Annotated in this window: 20 protein-coding genes and 1 tRNA gene; 13 read left to right on the top strand and 8 right to left on the bottom strand. The window is 38.0% G+C overall.

The window, feature by feature from the left end; genetic code table 11:
• The first annotated feature begins 61 nt into the window (after positions 1-61).
• Complete coding sequence (locus tag EHW67_RS01790; RefSeq protein ID WP_126160628.1) at positions 62-1,834, top strand: sensor histidine kinase; 1,773 nt, start codon at positions 62-64, stop codon at positions 1,832-1,834.
• Positions 1,827-2,252: a response regulator gene (locus EHW67_RS01785; protein ID WP_126160627.1), complete on the top strand. Its 426-nt coding sequence runs from the start codon at positions 1,827-1,829 to the stop codon at positions 2,250-2,252. The genes EHW67_RS01790 and EHW67_RS01785 overlap by 8 nt, the downstream gene beginning before the upstream one ends.
• Positions 2,253-2,324: 72 nt before the next feature.
• On the opposite strand, the gene EHW67_RS01780 is transcribed toward EHW67_RS01785, so the two are convergent.
• Positions 2,325-3,008 (bottom strand): DUF2490 domain-containing protein, encoded by a 684-nt coding sequence (locus EHW67_RS01780; protein ID WP_126160626.1) that lies wholly within the window; start codon positions 3,006-3,008, stop codon positions 2,325-2,327.
• Positions 3,009-3,518: 510 nt separating this feature from the next.
• On the opposite strand from EHW67_RS01780, the gene EHW67_RS01775 reads away from it, so the two are divergent.
• Complete coding sequence (locus tag EHW67_RS01775) at positions 3,519-4,391, top strand: alpha/beta hydrolase (protein ID WP_126160625.1); 873 nt, start codon at positions 3,519-3,521, stop codon at positions 4,389-4,391.
• A 97-nt stretch (positions 4,392-4,488) separates the two neighbouring features.
• Here EHW67_RS01775 and EHW67_RS01770 read toward each other — a convergent pair whose 3' ends face one another.
• Positions 4,489-4,803, bottom strand: a complete 315-nt coding sequence (locus tag EHW67_RS01770; protein WP_126160624.1) for a winged helix-turn-helix transcriptional regulator — start codon at positions 4,801-4,803, stop codon at positions 4,489-4,491.
• A 218-nt stretch (positions 4,804-5,021) separates the two neighbouring features.
• On the opposite strand from EHW67_RS01770, the gene EHW67_RS01765 reads away from it, so the two are divergent.
• Positions 5,022-5,534 carry a VOC family protein gene (locus tag EHW67_RS01765; protein ID WP_126160623.1) on the top strand — a complete coding sequence of 171 codons (513 nt, stop codon included), beginning with the start codon at positions 5,022-5,024 and terminating at the stop codon, positions 5,532-5,534.
• 258 nt (positions 5,535-5,792) lie between these two features.
• On the opposite strand, the gene EHW67_RS01760 is transcribed toward EHW67_RS01765, so the two are convergent.
• The 4 genes from EHW67_RS01760 to EHW67_RS01745 form a co-directional block, all read right to left on the bottom strand.
• Positions 5,793-6,860, bottom strand: a complete 1,068-nt coding sequence (locus tag EHW67_RS01760) for a PepSY-associated TM helix domain-containing protein (protein ID WP_126160622.1) — start codon at positions 6,858-6,860, stop codon at positions 5,793-5,795.
• A 59-nt stretch (positions 6,861-6,919) separates the two neighbouring features.
• Positions 6,920-9,304, bottom strand: coding sequence for a TonB-dependent receptor (locus EHW67_RS01755; RefSeq protein WP_126160621.1), 2,385 nt, complete (start codon positions 9,302-9,304; stop codon positions 6,920-6,922).
• Between the two features lie 1,149 nt (positions 9,305-10,453).
• Positions 10,454-10,876 carry a type II toxin-antitoxin system VapC family toxin gene (locus tag EHW67_RS01750; protein ID WP_126160620.1) on the bottom strand — a complete coding sequence of 141 codons (423 nt, stop codon included), beginning with the start codon at positions 10,874-10,876 and terminating at the stop codon, positions 10,454-10,456.
• Entirely contained in the window at positions 10,877-11,128 is a 252-nt protein-coding gene (locus tag EHW67_RS01745; protein WP_126160619.1) for a DUF6364 family protein, read from the bottom strand. It lies immediately after the preceding gene.
• Between the two features lie 528 nt (positions 11,129-11,656).
• Here EHW67_RS01745 and EHW67_RS01740 point away from each other — a divergent pair.
• The 9 genes from EHW67_RS01740 (at position 11,657) to EHW67_RS01700 (ending at position 19,849) form a co-directional block, all read left to right on the top strand.
• Positions 11,657-13,060: a BNR repeat-containing protein gene (locus EHW67_RS01740; RefSeq protein ID WP_126160618.1), complete on the top strand. Its 1,404-nt coding sequence runs from the start codon at positions 11,657-11,659 to the stop codon at positions 13,058-13,060.
• A 226-nt stretch (positions 13,061-13,286) separates the two neighbouring features.
• Positions 13,287-13,766 carry a GNAT family N-acetyltransferase gene (locus tag EHW67_RS01735; RefSeq protein WP_126160617.1) on the top strand — a complete coding sequence of 160 codons (480 nt, stop codon included), beginning with the start codon at positions 13,287-13,289 and terminating at the stop codon, positions 13,764-13,766.
• 425 nt (positions 13,767-14,191) lie between these two features.
• On the top strand, positions 14,192-14,542 hold the full coding sequence (locus EHW67_RS01730) for an MliC family protein (RefSeq protein ID WP_126160616.1): 351 nt from the start codon (positions 14,192-14,194) through the stop codon (positions 14,540-14,542).
• A 98-nt stretch (positions 14,543-14,640) separates the two neighbouring features.
• On the top strand, positions 14,641-15,405 hold the full coding sequence (locus EHW67_RS01725) for an META domain-containing protein (protein ID WP_126160615.1): 765 nt from the start codon (positions 14,641-14,643) through the stop codon (positions 15,403-15,405).
• 477 nt (positions 15,406-15,882) lie between these two features.
• Entirely contained in the window at positions 15,883-16,707 is an 825-nt protein-coding gene (locus EHW67_RS01720) for a ParA family protein (protein ID WP_126160614.1), read from the top strand.
• A 2-nt stretch (positions 16,708-16,709) separates the two neighbouring features.
• Positions 16,710-17,192: a hypothetical protein gene (locus EHW67_RS01715; protein ID WP_126160613.1), complete on the top strand. Its 483-nt coding sequence runs from the start codon at positions 16,710-16,712 to the stop codon at positions 17,190-17,192.
• On the top strand, positions 17,189-17,893 hold the full coding sequence (locus tag EHW67_RS01710) for a hypothetical protein (protein ID WP_126160612.1): 705 nt from the start codon (positions 17,189-17,191) through the stop codon (positions 17,891-17,893). The genes EHW67_RS01715 and EHW67_RS01710 overlap by 4 nt, the downstream gene beginning before the upstream one ends.
• A gap of 84 nt (positions 17,894-17,977) precedes the next feature.
• Positions 17,978-19,123, top strand: coding sequence for an ATP-binding protein (locus tag EHW67_RS01705; protein ID WP_126160611.1), 1,146 nt, complete (start codon positions 17,978-17,980; stop codon positions 19,121-19,123).
• Positions 19,124-19,357: 234 nt separating this feature from the next.
• Positions 19,358-19,849 (top strand): hypothetical protein, encoded by a 492-nt coding sequence (locus EHW67_RS01700; RefSeq protein ID WP_126160610.1) that lies wholly within the window; start codon positions 19,358-19,360, stop codon positions 19,847-19,849.
• Positions 19,850-20,117: 268 nt separating this feature from the next.
• Here EHW67_RS01700 and EHW67_RS01695 read toward each other — a convergent pair.
• A tRNA-Leu gene (locus tag EHW67_RS01695) sits at positions 20,118-20,198 on the bottom strand.
• Between the two features lie 6 nt (positions 20,199-20,204).
• The gene (locus EHW67_RS01690) at positions 20,205-20,396 is read right to left on the bottom strand and encodes a GIY-YIG nuclease family protein (RefSeq protein ID WP_238389818.1); all 192 of its coding nucleotides are present in this window, start codon (positions 20,394-20,396) and stop codon (positions 20,205-20,207) included.
• Positions 20,397-20,540 lie beyond the last annotated feature (144 nt).

Below are 20,540 nucleotides of genomic sequence, written 5' to 3'. Positions count from 1 at the left end.
TAACAGTGCTTTTATTGAGTACATTTTTTAACCATTAATTGCATTTAATTTGCTTAAAAAATTGTTTTTAAGATTTTGCAAGTATTACCTCCCAATTCTTGTCCTAAGTATTTTGGCTGCGGTATGGATTTATAGTAGGAACAATGATAAGCTTATCACCTTACAGCAGAAAGAGCTTGCCAACAAAAAGCAATTGGTCACCGAGCTTATAAAGCCAATGATTGCCAATCTCTACTACTGGGAGCAATACCATTTTAGTAAAACCGATTTTAATCCGGAATCCAATGCCCATTTGGAAAAGGAAATAGGAGACTTTGTAATAGGGATGGACAGCTACAGTCAGTTCAGGCTAATTGATTTGGAAGGCCAGGAGGTCTTTAGGTTAAATAGGGAGAGGGACGGTAAGGTGGTAAAGAGCCCAACATTGCAAGATAAGTCGGACAGGAATTATTATTTGGAGACCCGTGACCTGGGCAAAAATCAGATTTATTTATCACCTCTAAATCTTAACTTGGAGAATGGGGTGTTGGAGGTTCCTTATCAACCTATGATAAGGGGGGTATCTCCCATATTGGATGGCAACGGTACAAAATTGGGGATTGTGGTCATTAATTTTAGTGCTAGCAAACTCCTAGATATGTTAAAAAGGGAGAATCAGTACCCTTTTATGTTATTGGACCGCGCCGGTAATTATTTGGCCAGTAATGATAGTAGTAAAGAATTTTCACATCTGATTCCCGATGTAGAAAACACCACCTTCTATGAAGAACATCCGGCCTTATGGGATTCCCTAAACCAGGAGGAATCAACCTTTCTATACCGTGATGGGGACTTGTGGATTAAATCTGAATTGGATTTTAAGAAAGAACTGTCCCAAATACCAATTTTTCAATATCAGCTGGCCAACATTAGGACCAACAATCATTGGCTATTGCTAAACCATATAGAGTCCAAGTTATTGAACGTAGATCTAAAGAAGGAAATCTATATCTTATTGCTTATCAATATCCTTGGCATTTTTACACTGCTGTATTTGTCGCTTATAGAAACGAAGGCTGAAATTTATAAAAAGAGATACCTGGAGTCCTTGGAAGAGGTGAACATGGAGCTGAAAAAGAAAAAAAACATTTTGGAGAATACCCACAATAAGTTAGCGCTGAGAAATACACAACTCCTTGAATACAATAATATTGTGGCCCATAATTTAAGGGCCCCCACCACCAGTGTTTCTGCCCTGGTGTCCATGCTTGTAGAAGCCAAAGATTACGAAGAGGCAAAAAGCTATTTCCCAAAGCTGCAGAGTGTTACCCAGGCCATTAATACTTTAGTGGACGATCTCCTTGTGTACGTAAGAATTCTGAACGATGATAAGGTGAAAACAGAAAATATAGCTTTGGAACCTCTGGTCAATGCTACCTTAAATCTGTTTATGGAAACCTTGGATGGGGAAACCATGGATATTAAAACCGATTATAGTGGATGGCAAGAGGTAAAATTCTCCCGAATATACCTTCAGAGTGTTATTCAAAACCTTATCTCCAATGCCATAAAATATAGGGATATGGGGAAAAAGCCCTCCATAAGTATTAAGACACAAATAGAAAATGGCCAAAAGGTGCTGTTTTTTACTGATAATGGGGTGGGTATAGACCTTAAGCGGCACGGAACAGACATATTTAAATTATACAAAAGATTACATCGCAATCTTTCGGGAAAGGGCATGGGGTTATTTCTGGTAAAAACCCAGCTAGAATCCTTAGGGGCCAGTATTGCAGTTAGTAGTGAATTAGGGCAAGGAACAACATTTAAAATAACATTTGACAACTATGAATGAGTTACATTTTTTCTTAATCGACGACGATGAGATTTTTCAATTTATCATGAAGAATACCATCCAAGAAATTAATCCGGAAATAAAAATTCAGTTTTTTACAGATGGGGAGAAAGGGATTGAATGCCTAAAGGAGAATCTGGACGCAGCAAATAAGCTTCCGGATATTATTCTTTTGGATTTGAACATGCCCTTTATGGATGGCTGGGAGTTTCTAAATGAATACAAATCCTTGAAAAGTGATTTAAAGAAGGAAATCAATATTTACCTCCTTACTTCTTCAAACAGTCAGCAAGATGTAGAGCGTGCCAAGGAAATAAGCACCCTGTCCGGCTATTTGGTGAAGCCCTTGTCCAGGGATGGCCTTAAAGACCTAATACAGGAGTTTCCCACTGCGGAATGGTATGAGAACGAGTTATAGTCCTTATAGCGCCATTGGCCTGAAGGGAAGCCCTATTCTCTTTGAGGGTATTTGTTCCTAGGTGTTTTGGTCCTATATCAAGACCGTAAACCCTAAAATAGCAAATAGTTGGTGCCCTGTATTGTTAAGGTAGTTCTTAAGTCTATATTGCAGCCCCATATCTAGGGTTGCATCGGGCATTATAGTCCACCCCAGCCCACTGCCCAATCGCTGTTCCAAGTCCGGTTTGTGCTCCGGGGATAACTGCCATAAGGGTTCGGTGTATATTTTTAAATAATCTGGCCTGGATACGGATTGGTTCTGAAAAGGCAGCGTAAACTGTAGGGCGTATCGCATTCTAAATTTGGTAATATCGGCTAGAAATCGCTCTTCCAATTGTATTTGGTGCTGAAGGGAAGAGGCTTTTGCAAAACGCCACTTGTATAGTTGTATTAACCTTATCTCGTTTTCCGCATTATTATTAAATGGATCCCCAAGCCTATAGCGGGCGCCCATCCCCAGCTTTGAGGCAGTCCCAACTTTTAAAGCCGAAATATGGGTCAGATCCAAGAGCTGCACCTTATAGTCATAGTTGTTGTTCTGATACAAGTAGTTGCGGTTGCCAAACTGAAATTGAGCGGTGTAGTTCCTTGTTGCATTGTATTTTAGACTTATGAAGGGCTCGGTAAAGGTGGTAAACTCCTCTTGGGCATAGCTTATAGATAGACTTCCAATGACTGTGGCAAGGATAAGGATGCAGTGCCAATAATTTTTCATTTTACTCTTTTCTTTTTTTGGGCCAAGTTATAGCTTATAACGCAGCTATATGGTTGCAGATTGTTTAAAATCGGGATTGTACCCCACTTGTTACAGTGCGCAATATTAAGAATTCTATATTACTTAGGAGCACAGTAGCAACAGTACAAAGCTTTTTTTGGAAGATATTCTTTTAGGGATCAGGATCTGCCAAGGCGGACCGGCCTCAATATATAATGTTTCTTTTTGTGCTAGGGCTTCAACTTCTTGCGCTCTAATATAAATTTAGTTTATGGAAAAGTGAGAGGTGGTTGTGCCAGTAGGCTATATGCTCCCCATATTTAAGATATAATTGCAACCTTACTAGCTGTAAATTGTTATTTTTGGTCCCTATTCGTTTGTTTAGGGGCTTTGCCTTGGCGGAAAATGCGGTTAAATGCACGGATGGTTAGCACCAACAAGGAAGTGGCGTTGGGTGTTGGTTTCAAGATAATAGGCACATAATTTATAATATAATTTAAAACAGAAATAATGCGAATTCAAAAGGTCTTTCTACTGTTCATTTCATTGCTGGCCCTATCCTTTAACAGCAGGGCCAATACCCCTGAACCGGATGAAAAACTACTTTATAAGGTAGTCAATGGCGACAGCCTTTACCTACATGTGTTCAAGCCCATGAAATCTGTTGAGCCTACGGCTGCCATAGTCTTTTTCTTTGGCGGGGGCTGGAATGGGGGACGTCCTCAACAGTTTTATCAACAAAGCGAATACTTGGCTTCCAGAGGTATTTTGGCCATAAGCGCGGAATATCGCATTAAAACTGTGCATGGTACTACGCCCTTTGACTGTGTGGAAGATGGGAAGTCGGCCATTCGTTGGGTACGGCAACATGCCAAATCGCTACATGTGGACCCCAATAAAATTGTAGCCAGCGGAGGATCTGCTGGCGGCCATGTGGCCCTTTGTACGGCATTGGTGGAAGGGCATGAGAACCCTAATGAAAACCTGGCAATAAGTTCGGTTCCCAATGCAGTGGTAGGCTACAATCCTGTTTTTGATACCACGGAAAAGGGGTATGGAGCGGCAAAGGTAAAGGGGCGTGAGACCGAAATATCCCCTGCCCATTTGGTAAGGGAGCAACTGCCCCCCATGCTTAACTTTCATGGGAGAGAAGATACCACTGTGCCCTTTGAAAATGCCGAACGTTTTACAAGTCTAATGAAAAAGGCCGGCAATCAGTGCAAGCTGGTAGCCGTGGAAAACGTAGGCCATGGCTTTTTTAACGGTAGTTTTTTTAGAAAGGGCAACGGAGACAAATATTTTAACCTCTGCATGTACAACACTGACCTGTTCTTAAAAGAATTGGGGTACTTAAAGGGAGCACCTACTATAAAGCCTCAGTAAGGGTTTATGGAGTATACCGCTACGCCTGTCCATTCCTATGGAGCTAGACAGGCTTACACTGCTTACACCTCACTAACAACTGTTTACTTATAACTGTTTACTGTTCACTGACCTGATACTTCGCTCCCCATTCATCCATACCCCTTAGAATAGGCTCCAAGGATTTGCCCTTTACGGTAAGGCTGTATTCTACCTTGGGGGGAACCACCGGGAAGACTTTCCGGGCAAGGAGTTGGTCTTTTTCCAATTCCCTGACGGTTTGGGTAAACATCTTATTGGATATTTCCGGAATTTTCTTTTGTAATATGCCCGAGCGTAGTGGACGCTCCAATAAATGAAATAGGACCAAAGGTTTCCATTTGGTGCCAATGAGGTTCATGGTGTGGTGTAGGGGGCAATTGGTTTTGCTCATAGTTGTATTCTACCTTAGGGGCTTTCTTAAAAATAAACTTGTCTGTAATGCTATTTTATATTGATAAATAAGTCCTTGTCAGTTAATTTTTTTGAGTCGGGCATAACTTAACTAGTTGATAATCCATATAATACTTCTTTTGGTAACTATACTACTTTTGGGTAAGTTATTGCCAATAAGGCAAATATAGGGTATTTTTGCAGTCTAAAACAGAAACAATGAAAACGAATGAAACTTATCCAAAGTCCTTTTCACATATCGGACTTACCGTTCCCAATATTAAAGAGGCCGTAAAATTCTATTCGGAGGTTATGGGATGGTATGTAATTATGGAGCCTTCTACGGTAAAAAAGGAAAGGGAAACGGCCATTGGCCAAATGTGTATTGATGTTTTTGGCGAAGATTGGGAAGAATTTGAAATTGCCCATATGGCTACCTCAGATGGCATTGGGATAGAATTGTTTACTTTTCCTCAAGGGGTAAAGGAAGCGCCGGAGTTTAATCCGTTCAATACAGGCCTATTCCATTTTTGTATACAGGATCCCAATATAGAGGAGCTTGTTGCCAAGATAGTGGCCCATGGCGGGAAGCAAAGAATGCCCATTAGAAAGTATTACCCCAATGAGAAGCCCTATAGCATGTGCTATGTGGAGGATCCTTTTGGAATTGTCTTTGAGGTCTACACCCACAGTTATGAGCTTACCTACTCTTCTGGAGCCTATGAAAAATAGGAGCTTATATATGAAAAGGATGTAAGCGGTATGCCGCCTAAAGTCTAACTGCCCCATATAGATCGACTTGGGGCAGTTAGACTTTTTAAATAGGGGGTAAGGAATATTGGATAAGCCAAAACCAATGTTATATCCTATAATAAGGAATTGTTCCTTTAATCGCTTTTCAATCCTATAGCAGTGATTGGCTGTTTTAGTGAAGTGGGGGACGAAGGGAGCAAAATAGTTCAGAAAAATTTACTGCACTTAGATCTAGAATCATTTTTTCCCTTTTAACAAATACAACCTAAGGCCGGTTATAAATAGGGTTACTGGGATTAATCCCGAAATAAAAACCAGTATCCTTCCCCATATTCCTGCTATTTCCCCTATATGAACAGGGTAGAATTGTGCGGCAATGCGGTTGCTGTTGGGGTCGGTTTTATAATCCGTTAGGCTGGTAATTCTGCCTTCTGGCCCTAGCTTTAGTTCCTTGGTTTTTCTTGTCCCAGTAGTAATAAATCTTTCTTTTATATAGCGAAAATGATAGTTGTCTGCTTCATTTTTGGGAAGGATAAGGGCACGTAGGTCGTAGTCCGTGTCCGGATTGCGCAAATAATCTTGATAGTTTGTGGCGTGGCCATTGGTCTGAGCTCGTTGGTCCGGTATGTTTTTTTGGGAAGCATCAAATATGCTCAGGGCCGATTTATAGTAGGTATTATAGGTAAAATAAGCACCCGTAAAAGCTATGACCATTAGTGGGATAAAAAAAACAACTCCTATCACCTTGTGCAGGTCATAATGTAATTTCTTTTTCTTGGCCCTCCATTTTATTTTAAAGCCATTGATAAGATTGTTGCTATAGGTTTTCCACCACAAATAAGCGCCAGAGCTAAGTAATAGTAGGAAGAATAAGAGCGTACTGCTGCCAGTAATATATTTTCCTATTTTGGGGATGCCCAAAGTGCGGTGAAAATTCAATAAATCCTCAAAAAACTTAATGGAAGCCGATTTTTCACCCAAAAACTCGGTAGAAAAGGGGTGGTAATAAAGCGTCTCGCCATTTTTAAATACCAGGGAAATAGTTTGTTGCTCCCTATAGGGCAGGTTTATTTTGGCCAGACTGTCCCTATGTTGTTCTACCAGCTTGTAGGCTGACATGTAGAGGCTATTTTCATCAAAAGTTTTCATAGGCTCTATGGTCAATAGCTCTGGGTTGAGCATTGCGCTTAGTTCTGGTTGCCAAATATATAGCGAACCTGTCAATCCCGATATGGAAGCGATCAGGCCGCAAGACAGCCCTAACCAAAGGTGTAAATTCCTTATAAACCTATTAAAAGCAATCAAAAAAACTATAGTTTAAAAAAGACCCATGAATGACGGTTGTCAAACATGGGTCCTGTGATTTAAAAATTGTACCTAAGCCCTAGTTTTGCATTGGCTCCTTCCCCTGCTGCCGTAAAGGTTTTTAGAGGGGCCGCCCATTGCGAACGTGCAGGCAGATAGTGTTCATTAAGTAAATTGTTTACCGCCATGGTAAGGGATAGGTCCGATTTTATTTGATAGGCTACGGAAAGATTCAGTAGGGTATAGCCACTTACAGGAAACTGTGTATGACTATAGGCCCAGGTATCATTGCTGTCCAGATAGGGGTCAAATCGGTTTCTATCGCCCAGATTGGTCATTCTAAGAGATGTATTTATTTTTTCTGTGGGTTGCCAGTTAATATAGGTGGTCCATTTTGGGGCGGCTATAACATCACCACCCAAATAGGTTAGGTTGTTTTCGTCACCTACAGCATGTGTTAGCCCTTCCACATAGGAATATGAGGTTCCAATTTGCCACTTCCTGTTCCAACTAAAATAGTCCAAGGATACCTCGCCACCATAAATACGCTGTGGTTGTTTGGAAGGTACAAAGGTATTGATCTCATCTACAAATACCACCCCTGTGCCCAGGTTGGAAGTACTGTAATAGCCCACAGCCTCTAGTTGCCAGTTGTTGAACTTGGATATAAATCCAAATTCATAGTTATTGGTAACGGCAGGTTCCAGCTGTATATCATTTATGCTTTCGGCCACCGCAGACCTCAGTACAGAGCCTAGATCGGCAATGGAAAAGCCTTGGGAATAACTTACATATGGGGCAAATTCTTGGTGTTCTATATACCGTAGCCCTACATTAAAGGCGAAATTGTTGAAATTAAGTTTGCCTCCTTCCACGGCTACGGAAGGACTAAAATTGCCATCGCTTTTGGCGGAATAGGGAAGGGTATTATAATCTACGATATCCATATTCATACCGTCATAGCGCAGCCCAGCCTTAAGGACCCATTGGTCATTGAATTTCATGGTAGACTGTGCGTAGGGAGCCCAGTTGATGAGTTCAATATTAGGTACCCACAATCTGCCATCCAAAAGCCCTTGATTGGTTTTGTCCTTTAAAAAATCCATACCATAGGTCAAGGATATGCTTGTTTGGTTAAAAGGGGCAAATTGGGTGTGAAAGTTAGGTCTGATCCCAAATTTTTCGGCATTGATTACAGATTGTCCGCCGTTTTCAAATTTGTCCGAATAGAAAAAGACGTTTTCAGTATTTTGGTAATATAGGTCTGTTTCAAAATTGGTGGTTCCTTGGAAGATATTGCTGAGACTATATTTTAGTTGCCCATTTATCAAGGTGGTTCCAGTAGGTTCTTGTCCGGCAATACTGCCTTCTGTACCATAGGCAGGAACAATGTTATAATCTCCATCTTCATTATAAACTTCTACCTCGGCAGCTACCGGAATAAAGGGGCTATCCTGGGCGGAATGGTAGACATTGCCACTAAGGGTAAGTTTTTGCCTATCTGACAGTACATATTCCAATTTTCCAAAGCTGCTATAGATATCGGTGTTGTCAAAGCCGTATGTTGGCAGTAGGGGAATTCCGTCTGCATCGTATTTATTACCGGTCTGTTCCAGACTACCGCTTATGTAATAGCTGAATCTATTTAGATTGCCCTTGAGGGACTGATGTATGCCCCAGCCCAATGCGTCATTGGTTTTTGCTAAATTGGTTGATCCCCATAGATTGGTAGTGCCCTCAATTTTTTCATTGGAAGTGGGATTTTTGGTGATATAGTTAATAAAACCACCATTGCCCCCGTTTCCAAAGATAGAGGTGGCCCCTTTAATTACCTCTACACGGCTAATGTCATTGGGATTTACCGATTTAATCCCCAATTGGCCATTCCTTAAAGGGGTAGATTGTGGAATACCATCAACCATGACCAAAAGAGAACGTCCTCTTAGGGTTTGTCCCCAATTGGAGAAGGTGCCGGTAGAGACCGCTAGACCAGGGACAGTGAATTCCAATATTTCACTAATGTTGGAGGTAGCGGGTGTAAATTCCTCTAATTTAGCTAGGCCTACAACAGTCACCGAGGCAGGAATTTCGGACAGGTATTCCGAATGTCGGCTTGCAGAAACCACAACTTCATCCAAGTTGCTCAAATCTTCCTTTAAAACCGCATCATACGTCAAGGATGTGTTGTGTTGTAAGGTAATTGTTTTGCTTTGTGTTTCATAGCCCAACATTCTAATGCTTAGGGTCCAGGATCCTACTCCCAGCTCTGTAAGGTGGTAGTTACCATTTAGATCGGTCATGGTTCCCTTCTTAAGTTCCTCTATAAATACAGTTGCGCCGCTAAGTGGGTTATTGGCTTCATCGGTAATTTTACCTTTTATACTGGCTTGTGAAAAGGCATTAAAAGAGAGCAAAAGGGCTGCTGCCCAGGCCATTATTTTCATTCTATTCTTATTTAGATTTATTTAAAATAAGGGCAAATATAGAGTCCATATAAATAGTGACAAAGTAATTTTTAATATTATTTGGCCATTGGATATAATCTGAAATGTTAGTGGCTTTAGTGATAGGGTGTTATGGTGGAAATGTAATAGGTATCTGCTAGCGCAAGCCGCCTATAGAACGGGCAGCTGTCACGCTGGTGCTTACTATGCCAGTCCCCCTACTTTGTATTCCTCCGCTAGCGCGAGGGTCACGCTCGTGCTACCTAAGACGGGCAGGTTTCACGCTTGTTCTTACTATGGATCAATCTCAAAAGGTGTGTGTAGATTGCATAAATAGAATAAACTATCCTAGGTTTTATGTTCTGTTCATTTTTTGCATCGCCCAAAAAACGAACCAAAAAACGCTAGGCTTATTTTAAATTTCTATAAATCCACGCACTTTCCACTGCCGCACCGTCCAGGCCGCTTTCACTTGGGTGAAATGCTCTTTGGACGGCTTCCATTATCCAACGTGGAAACCACTTGATTTAGAACGAAATTGAAAATAGGCCGGTTTTAGTTCCTTCAATTTACAAGCTGAGAAGAATCCCCGCTAGCGCGAGCCGCCTAGAGAACGGGCAGGTGTCACACTTATGCTTACTGTCGTTGCACAAAGTCTCCTGAATTTGTGCCCGTCCTGCCAGTCTCCTTACTTTGGGTTGTTCCAAACTGCCATCGGCCTAAAAACATATAAAACTAGAAAGCCTGTAAATCATAAGATCTATAGGGTTTTTGTTGTACTCTAGGTGGTAACATTCAAAAACGATTTGAACCTCATTTTGTTGGGCATTTTTGGTGATGGTATTAGGAGTGCGACGGAATGCCTTAGCTGTAGCATAAATTTAATATGTGATTATGGTTTTTTAGGTTTTTTCTATTGAAATAAGCAAACCTATGGGGCATTTTTTTATTGATTTGAAGGCGCAGAATCACTCTGCACAAATCTTAGCGGAACTTAACCGCGCATGGATCCGGATTCCATTTTATAGCGTTAGGCCGGATAAGCCTTAAATAAAATTTAATCAGGGCGCATTGTTCTTATGCTGAATAATAGTTATGCCTGTAGTAAGTTGTTTTTATATTGGTTTATGGTATATTTCACAAGTCACCTTAACCGCTTGCTTTTCCTTTTAAATAGGTTTCCGGTGTCAAAATAGCCAACTCACTTTTTTTGAAATCCTTTAGGTTCCTTGTTAAAATAATTTTTATTTGCCCATTTTCTATAGCGGAAAAATTTTGCAAAGCATCTTCAAAATCTTTAAAATCAGAGTTCAACGCTTGTAAAACAGCATTTTTATCCATTTTTACGATTTCTATTAAATTTAAAAGTTGTTTTATCTTTTCAACTATAATATCGTGTTTAGCCGTTTTTCTAAGCAAATAATAGACATTGGAAATAATCACAGCTGTGGTATACCCCTTTATTTCCTTTTCAGCACAAAGATTTAAGATTTCTGCTGAAAATTCGGAAAACGGTTTTCTATCAAAAAAGAAATCGAGCAATACATCCGTATCGATTAGAACGTGATCCATTTATAAATATTTTTTTTCCAATCTATCTTTAAGTTCCTTTTTGTAGTCCATATTTTTTGGCATTTTAAAAGAACCTTTTAGCGATTCTACTACGGGATTAAGTTTTTTGCTTTTATGGTTTTGTTCTTCTTTGGTAAGAATTTTCAAATAGTTCTCAATGATATCCGACAAACTGCGATTTTTTTCCTTCGCATATTTTTTTGCCCTTTCAATTATTTCCCTTTCTATTGTTAATGTTAATTTCGTGTTCATAATAGTGAGTTTATGAATTGCTGCTCACAAAGTTACAAAATATTGCTATAACACGTATTAATTTTAAAATTATTACACGTGTATGTCCCCGCTAGCGCAAGCCGCCTAGAGGACGGGCAGCTGTCACGCTGGTGCTTACTACCGCTGCACAATGTTTCCCGACTTTGAGTTACTATTTTAAATTTATTCTTTTTGGTAATTATTTGGCATAGAGCAAGTCTGTGGTTTAAGGTGTTTTTTTGGTACCTAATTGGTATACTAATATTTGTTAAATTAGAAGGTTGGAAGAATACTTTTGTCTGTAGTATTCCTCCGGCCGTACATCAGAGATTAATAGGGAAATTCTGAGGATTATTGAGTGCCAAAAGGTATTGGGGTCCCGGGTATTTAGAATGTATGAATTAAAGGAATAGGAAGGGGTTGCGATTCGTAGGTTGTACGGCATAGCGTATCAAATTCATATCCATCCTATTAATGGTAATTGAAGGGGCCGCAAACTGGAAATTTATTAAGGAATAAACTTAAATTATGAAGGGATTACAAATAATTCTTGTCATTGGTGTGTTAACTCTTTTTGCCTGCACCCCAAAGCAATCTACTCCACGCATCGTAATTGATGAAACCCACAAAACCGAGTCCATCGAACAAATCATTGAAATTGATAGTGTTTGGGCAGGCCACCCTGTTGGTTTTAGCCTCTATACCCATGGAAACAGGCAATATATTGCCTACTATAATGCAAACCGAAACATGGTAGTGGGACAAAGAAATCTCGGCGATGAAAACTTTGAACTGTTTACAATGCCTCCAACCAGACGCGAAACTACAGCGGGGACCAGTACCGTTTTGGATTGGGACAGTCACAATTATGTTACCATTGGAGTAGATAAAGATGGATTTATTCATTTATCCGGGAACATGCATGTACATCCAATAACTTATTTCAAGAGCAAAAAGCCCCACGACATTTCTACACTCGTTCAGGAAATGGAATTGATTGGGACCAATGAGAAAAAATGTACGTATCCTAATTTTATGCTTACAAAGGATGGGGAGTTACTTTTTCATTATAGAGATGGCAGTAGTGGAAATGGTAAGGAGATTTACAATATCTATTCCTGCGAAAACAAATCTTGGTCCAGAATGCTGGATGTACCCTTAACGGACGGACAAGGATTAATGAATGCTTACCAAAGACAGCCAACTGTTTTGGAGGACGGCTGGTATCATGTTTATTGGGTTTGGCGAGATACGCCTGATTGTGAGACAAATCATGATCTATCGTACATGAAAAGCCCGGATTTAAAAAACTGGTTTGATGCCTTTGGTGGAAAAATTGATTTGCCTGCCACTTTGGATAACAAATCTTTGATTGTTGATCCAATCCCTGTAAAAGGAGGAATCATTAATCTGGGAGCCAAACTTTGTTTGGATGAAAATAACCAGCCCGTATTTGTTTATCATAAATATGATTCTGCTGGAAACCTTCAGATATACGCAGCACACATAGAGGATGAAAAATGGATGCATAAGCAACTGACCAATTGGGATTATCGCTGGGAGTTTTCGGGCCGCGGAAGTATTGATGTGGAATTTAGTTTCAAAGGTTTCAAAAAAAGAAAGGATGGCCATTACGAAGTTGATTACTGGCACACCAAATATGGAAATGGCACTATTTTGTTGGACAATAAATTTAAAAATATAGGGAAGGTGTTGAAGCCCGAACCCTTTGATACAACTCTGGAAATTGAAGGGGATTTTCCTGGTTTACAGGTTAAAACCAGTAAAGATATTGGACCTGTGAATGACAAAAACTTCAGATATGTTCTTAAATGGGAAGCCCTCAATAGCAACCGGGACCAGCCTCGCCAAAAACCTTGGCCCAATCCAAGCCGACTGCTTTTGTATAAAATAAAGATGGCAAGCGAGTAATCTTTTACATTTGAATAGATGAAAATGAAATCGGACTAAAATTTGCTAACTTAGAAGGTTTGAAAAACACTGCTATTTGTAGTATTCCATACTGCCGTACAGCACAGAAAATTATAGGGGTTGCTAGGTGTCAAAATGTGTAGCGGTGCCACTTTGTTTGTAATTTATTAATTAAAGGTATATGGAGGGCAAGTAGTCATTTACGATCCTTGTACACAAGCAAAAAATGGAAATTGAGAAAGCTATAATAGAAGACGCAAAAGAATTGACAGAACTAACTATTATCTCAAAGTCATATTGGGATTATAGCAAGCAGCAAATAGAAGATTGGAAAAATGACCTAACGATTACTGAAGATTATATCCTTGAAAAAGAGGTGTATAAATTGGTTAAGGAAAATAAGATTATTGGCTATTATTCCTTTTTTAAATCAAATTACTCAGATTTAAAACTAGATAACCTATTTGTTGCGCCAATTTCTATTGGCAAAGGAATTGGAAAAAATTTAATGATTGATTTTTTCAAACGAATTCTAATGATCGATTTTGAGAGGGTTATTCTACATGCTGACCCTAATGCTGAAAAGTTCTATTCGCAATTAGGTTTTAATGTTATCGGAAAATTGGAAACATCAATTGAGAACAGGTATTTGTCAATAATGGAAATGAACAAAGCCAGTGTACAACACTATGTAAAAATGCATTAAAACGCATTTTATACTAAACGTTGTGCTTTATACTGGAGAAACCGAAGAACTAACCCCCGCTAGCGCGAGCGTCACGCTCGTGCTTATTAACCTAGGGTGCTACCCCCGCTAGCGCTACCCCGCCTGGAGGACGGGCAGGTGTCACGCTGGTGCTAACAAACCTAGGATTATCTGAACCTATTACCAATCCGTCCGTTAGACAGGTGCCACCCTAGTTCTTACTAACCGCTACATAAAGTCTCCCAACTTTGGGCCGGGTTACTTGGCGCCTATATGGTAGTTGTGGGTAACTAAAACAGTACCTGGTAGTTATAATATTCCAATTAAAAATTTTGGTAAAAAAAAGCGGAATTCGTAGTAGTTGGCACTGAGTTTGAATGTGTATTTAACTCAAAGCCAAAAAAGATAAATTGCCATCACAAAAAATGAAAAAAATAGTTCTAAGCATTACATGGCTTGCTGCATTGGGGTTGATATCTTGCAAGGAAGCACCCAGCCAAGAAAACACAGGCTCACAGGAATTAGAGGTTAACCATAAGGTGAATAATGATATAGTAAGAACTGAGCTTAAGGATAAGAACGGTCAGACCCTGGACATTACTTTCAACAACAGGGTAGGCATTGCCAAGGTGTATCTTAATGGAGGGGAACAAATTAATTCGGTAGCGGAAAAGGCCGCTTCGGGTATTTGGTATAAAAACGAGCAGTATGAATTAAGGGGAAAGGGAGTGCAGCACGAACTGACAAAAGAAGGAAAAACAGTCTTTAAAAACTAGAATAATTTACCAATAAAAGGGAGCTCTTTTTCATTGGACAAGAAAGAATACATCCCTACTAAAAACGGATCCACGGATTTAAATAAATAACTATAAATATGAAGTATATAACAACTATAATAGTAGCATTTTTTTTAGCAAGTTGCGGAGCACACATGAAGAACAAACAATCCATTAATACATCCATGAATAAAAAATGGGAATTAAGCGCTTTTGGAGAAAATAAGACCAGTAGTAACCGACCTATTTATCTAGATCTATCGGAAAACGGCAAAGTATCTGGTTTCGTTGGATGTAATCGTTTAATGGGAACCTATGTCATTGAAAGTGATAATCAGATTGCGTTTAGCCAATTGGGCACAACGCGAATGGCTTGTGGTGCAAAAGAAATGGAGTTGGAAGGACAACTGTTGCAGCTGTTATCCGGGACCAATAGTTTCACTATAGAAAATGGAAAGTTAAACCTTAGTAACGGACAATCCTCTGCCATATTTTATGAAATGAGCGATAATAAAATCGTCAATAAGTATTGGAAACTAACCACCCTTATGGGCAAAGAAGTGGAGATGGCAGATAATCAAGAAAGGGAGCAATACTTCATTTTAAAAAGCGACCATACTATTACGGGTTTTGCGGGTTGTAACCACTTTAACGGCAGCTACAAATTGGAAGAAGGTAATAGAATTAGGTTTAATGAAAATCTGGCGGTAACTATGAAAGCCTGCCTAGATGGTAATAATAATGAAAGTGCGTTTTTAAAAGTTTTTAAGATGGCGGACAACTACACTATAAATGGAGATGTCTTAAAACTAAATGTAGGCAGAAGAGCGCCATTAGCGGTATTTGAAGCGGTTTATTTTTAAAAAAATAACAACCACGGCTGCACAAAGTATGCTGCGCAAAGCCTCTGGGAAGAATCATTGTCCTTAATTCCCCGCTAGCGCGTGCGTCACGCCTGCCCGTCCTTTAGGCGGGCTCGTGCTCACAAACCCCGTTGTGCAAAGTCTCCGGACTTTGCGCTCAACTCTTCCTACCCAGTTTCCCAACTTTTTGGCCGGATATTTTACTACATCATTTTTATCAGGTATTTGCCAACAGCAACTCTTGCAATACAACGGATTTTTTCGTACTTAAGCGATATGCTGAATATGCAACCTAATATTTGCTAACTTAGAAGGTTAGAAAGACACTTCTGTTTGTAGTATTCCCCCCGCTGTACACCACAGAAAATTTTAGGAAAGTAAAGGATAAATAGTACAATAGCGTAACTGTTTAAGGTAGCTGTGTGGTTACAAGTTACTTTATACATATGTTGCCCACAATTAAGAGAAAATTAAAATATGAAAATACTATCATTTATAAATATGAAAGGAGGCGTTGGAAAAACCACCAGCGTTGTTGAACTTGGAACAATATTAGCAACAGAACACGGGAAAAAAGTATTAATAATAGATATTGACCCACAAACAAATTCAACTTTCTCTCTAATAGGATTAGATGAATGGGGAAGAATAAAAGATACGGCTACAATTGCAGATGTATTAGGAATGAATAAAGGACTTTCATCTAGAGATGCAGAATATGACATAAAGGATGCTATTATCGAAAATGTATGCGAAATCGAAAACCTTGATTTAATACCATCTCACATTGAATTAACATTTTTAGATATAGATTTAAGTTCAGAACCGGGAAGAGAAAATATATTAAGTAGACAAATTGAAAAATTAACTACTGACTATGATTTTGTATTAATAGATTGTCCACCAAATTTAACAATTGCACCACAGAACGCATTAGTTGTTAGTGACCATATAATTGTACCTGTTTCACCTGAATTCTATGCTGCAATAGGTTTACCGTTATTAATAAACAGAGTGAATCAATTAAAAAGAAAATTACCAGGATGCACTGTAGAAATTCTTGGTATTCTTTTCACTCAAAAAAGAAATACAAAAGACCATAATCATCATTTAGATAGTATTAGAAGAACTTGTTCCACAGAATTAGGAATTTATACTTTTCAAACTGTAATTCCGTTTACAACAAAAATAAGTGAAGCTGCTAAATACAATAAACCTGCTACTCTTATTAATCCAAACGAAAATGGGATTATAGCTTATAAAAATTTTGCAGAAGAATTAATAATAACTCTAGAAGACTAAAAATGGATATTTCAAATAAAATAATTTTACTAGAGAATACATTAAAAGAATTCTCTGATTTAGAAAAAAAAGGCTTGGATACTTCGTCTTTGAAAATCTTCATTAAAAACTTAAAAACCTTTGAGAAAATTCAAAAGTCTAGAGATTTAAAATTTGCAAATAAAATAAGTTTTGAAGATAAACTTGAACTAATTAAATCATTCCTTGAAGACAAAAAGGTTTTTCCAAGAATTAAAGACTTAATAGATTTTACAAATTCAGAACTAGAGTTAGGATTTAAAGACCAAAAAGAATCAAGAGCTTTAACAATTCAAAGAATTATAGGACGAATTCAAAAAAGACCTGGATTAAAAGACAAAGTGAAATATGCAGTTAATAAAATCAGAAACGAAATAATGCATATGGAGAATCAAAAAATAGACAATAAAGAACTATCAAAAATTGAATCTTTTGCTAAGTGGGCCGAAATATTAAGTAATTTATGAGAAAGGCTATATTAGAAAAGGCAAAAGCTGACATACCTTTATATTTTAATGACTTTAAAGAATTTTGGGATGAGTCAATTGTAAATATTAACGATAACGATTTACACGAAATATATCGTGCTACTGTGGTTCCTAAGAACTATAAAATTGCTTTTCACAACTTAGGTTTAACAGAATATGACTTATTAATTGATGAAATATTTGAAGATGTAAACTCATCATTTTTTCTTTCTCTAATTGGATTGTATCGCTCAGCTCATATGCATCTAAGAAGCAGTATAGAACTTACATTACAACTAATTTATTTCATCCATCATCCTATTGAATTTAATCAATGGAAAAATGGCGAGTTTGTATTAAAGCACGATAAAATAATGGAATATATTAATAAACATCCTAATTTTGAATCTGACATATCTCCACTTCTAACTAGAATAACTCAAAATTGGAAGAAGTTCTCAAAACATATTCACGGTGAATCTCCAATATTTTTTCAATGCGAACTTGATTCCAGAAAAACTAATTCGTTCAAAATTAGAGACTTTAATATTTGGAAAACCAACTACACCAAAAACATCTACTCTTTGAATAAATTACTATTATTATTTTTTAAAGCTGATTTATCAAGGTTTCCTACTAAAAGTTTTGATTTATTGACTGAATTACTAAGTGAAGAAGATAAAGTATTGATAGAACATTAGAATAACTGTGGGCAACAACGCGTCCTATGAAAAGCACTAGTGCAGTTCCTTAAAGTTAATATTTTAGATGCATCCGTAAAGACTATGAACTTAAAAGATTTAAACGAAAAAGTACAGGAAATAATTACGGACTTAAAAGACAATGGACGATTTCCTAAAGAAAATAATTCGATTGACTATAAGTTAAAGTTAAATATAGCCACATCTAAAACAGGGTTAGAAAATTTTCTGCTAAACTTTGCGAAAGATATTCTATCTTTTTCAAATTCTGACGGTGGAATTTTACTTTTAGGAATTGATGAAAAATCTGATGGCACGCACGTAGATGTTGGTCTTGACCAACAAAATCTTGATGTTTTAAAACAAATTGACCTTAACGAGATTACACAAAAATTTGAAAGTATTGCCAAAGTTGGTGTCTCAATTGACTTGCAAATGTTTCAAATTAGTACTAGAAAATTTTACTCACTAATAATTGAAAAGAACAATCAAGTTTTAATACCGGTAAAAGATTTTCCCGAATTTAAAATTGTTAAGGGTGCAATTTACTATCGAGCTTCAAGCAAAAACGAACACGCTAATAAAAATACCTCCGATTTTAATAGATTTTTGCAGATTAAAGCGAATGAAAAGAGTAAAGAATTTATGGAGATTTGGTCTAAACTTTTACCAGAAATGGTTGATATAAATCCAAGAGAAGTGTTGATAATAAATCCAGCACAACACAAAATCTATGGATTTAATAGTAAGGATAGGATCCTATCAGGAAGTGAAATTGAAATTGACGAAACTCAAAATGGAGTTTTCAATGTTATTTTAAATGCAATTTCAGCTGGTGATATTGGCAAAATAACAACTAATGAGGGTAAGCCTATTTATAAAATAGTAGGAGAAATTCAAACAAATAGAGAACATATAATCCTTAATAGTCTTGACCAAGAGGTCAAAAAGAAATCCAAATTTAAGTTTACTAATTCACAACTAAAACGAGCAATTTATCATTTAGGTTGGGTAAATGACCCTAATTTTAAAGTAGTTAACCCACCTGAAGGTACAGTTATCGCTTCTGAAAGTCAATACATTTGGACTGAAACTATGGATTTGGTTTCTAATAGAAGTAAGGTCTATTTTTCGACAGAGGCAATTGACAAATTAACTGAACTAATGGATGATGAAACAAAACATATGGAATTATTCAATAAAAAGTTGAGTGTAAAAGCCAATGCCTAACAAAGCCTAAAACTAATGCGGACTTTAGGATAAAACGGAAAGGTCTGTGTTTATTTATGGTGTCGCTAAATCTTATGGATTTAGCTTTAGACAAGAAAAAATAAAACTAAACAATAAGCTTTAGCTTCGTGCTTAGACGGAAACGAAAAGTTTCCTTGCCTCCGCACTACGCTTAGCCCAAGCGTTGTGCGCATTTAGAAAAAACGCGTTCAAAATGAATCAAATAATAAATAGATGAAATTAAATCGAATAATTGTAACTATAATTTCTTGCGTTTGGCTTGTTAGTTGTGCACCACTTAAGCCTGTAACCACCACTAAAAATGGAGAGATACGTGATTACAAATACATTTACATTTCTCAAACAAAAAGTCTGACTTCTAGCTCAGGTGCCTCAATAAATGGACAATATTATTCAACTAGTAAAAGTGTAAACCCTAGAGATGTTATTTCAGGAATTATGGCCAAAGAAGGGTTTATTCTGATACCAGAATTAAAGGATGAAATAGCAAATGAAACTCTTGTCATTAATTATGGGGAAAGCGGTCAAAGAAGTACGGGGTTAGGCAGTTATACGATAGAAGTCACAATTCAATTTGTAGACTATGGTACAAGTTCATTGATTTCATCATGTACGGCTGAAGGCCGAGGAGAAACTGAAGCTGATGATATCCGTGAAGCAATTACAAGGTGCTTGTATAGTGTAACATTAAATCCAACTGAATAAGAAAAAAAGCGCACAACACTGTATCCTATGAAAAGCACTAGTCCAATTCCTTAGAGCTAATATTTTCTTGTGTAACTATCTCCGCTAGCGCGAGCGTCACGCTCGTGCTTACTGACCTAGGGCACGAGCCCGCCTAGAGGACGGGCAGGTGTCACACTCGTGCTTACTATGTCAGTCTTCAAACTACGGGCTGCCCATCCACCATCGGCCTAAAAACCTATAAAACCAAAAAACCCTGTAAATCATAAGATCTACAGGGTTTTTGTTGTACTCGAGGTGGGAATCGAACCCACACTCCAAAGGAACTGGATTTTGAATCCAGCGCGTCTACCAGTTCCGCCACTCGAGCAAACTACTATTTTTTATATTTCAATTTTCTCAGTTGTTCTTTTCCAACACCTGATTTCCAATATTTTTCTCTTTTTCTACCTTCTTTCCAATTTTCCCGCTGTTCGGTATAAATCAGTTTAAAGGGAGCATAAGGTCTGGTCGTTTTTTCTCTTCCTTTATTATGCCGTTCTATCCGCGCTTCTAAATCTGTGGTCATTCCCACATAAATATAGTTAGAAGTCAAACTAGATATGGCATAAATCCAAACCATTTTTCAAAATTTCAACTTAAGCGCGCCTGCCTGTCGGTAGTCAGGCCTGCCTGTCGGCAGACAGGTCTACCAGTTCCGCCCTGCCTACCG

Source organism: Arenibacter aquaticus, from assembly GCF_003957295.1.
GTDB lineage: Bacteria > Bacteroidota > Bacteroidia > Flavobacteriales > Flavobacteriaceae > Arenibacter > Arenibacter aquaticus.
This window is presented reverse-complemented; position numbering and strand designations above follow the sequence as displayed.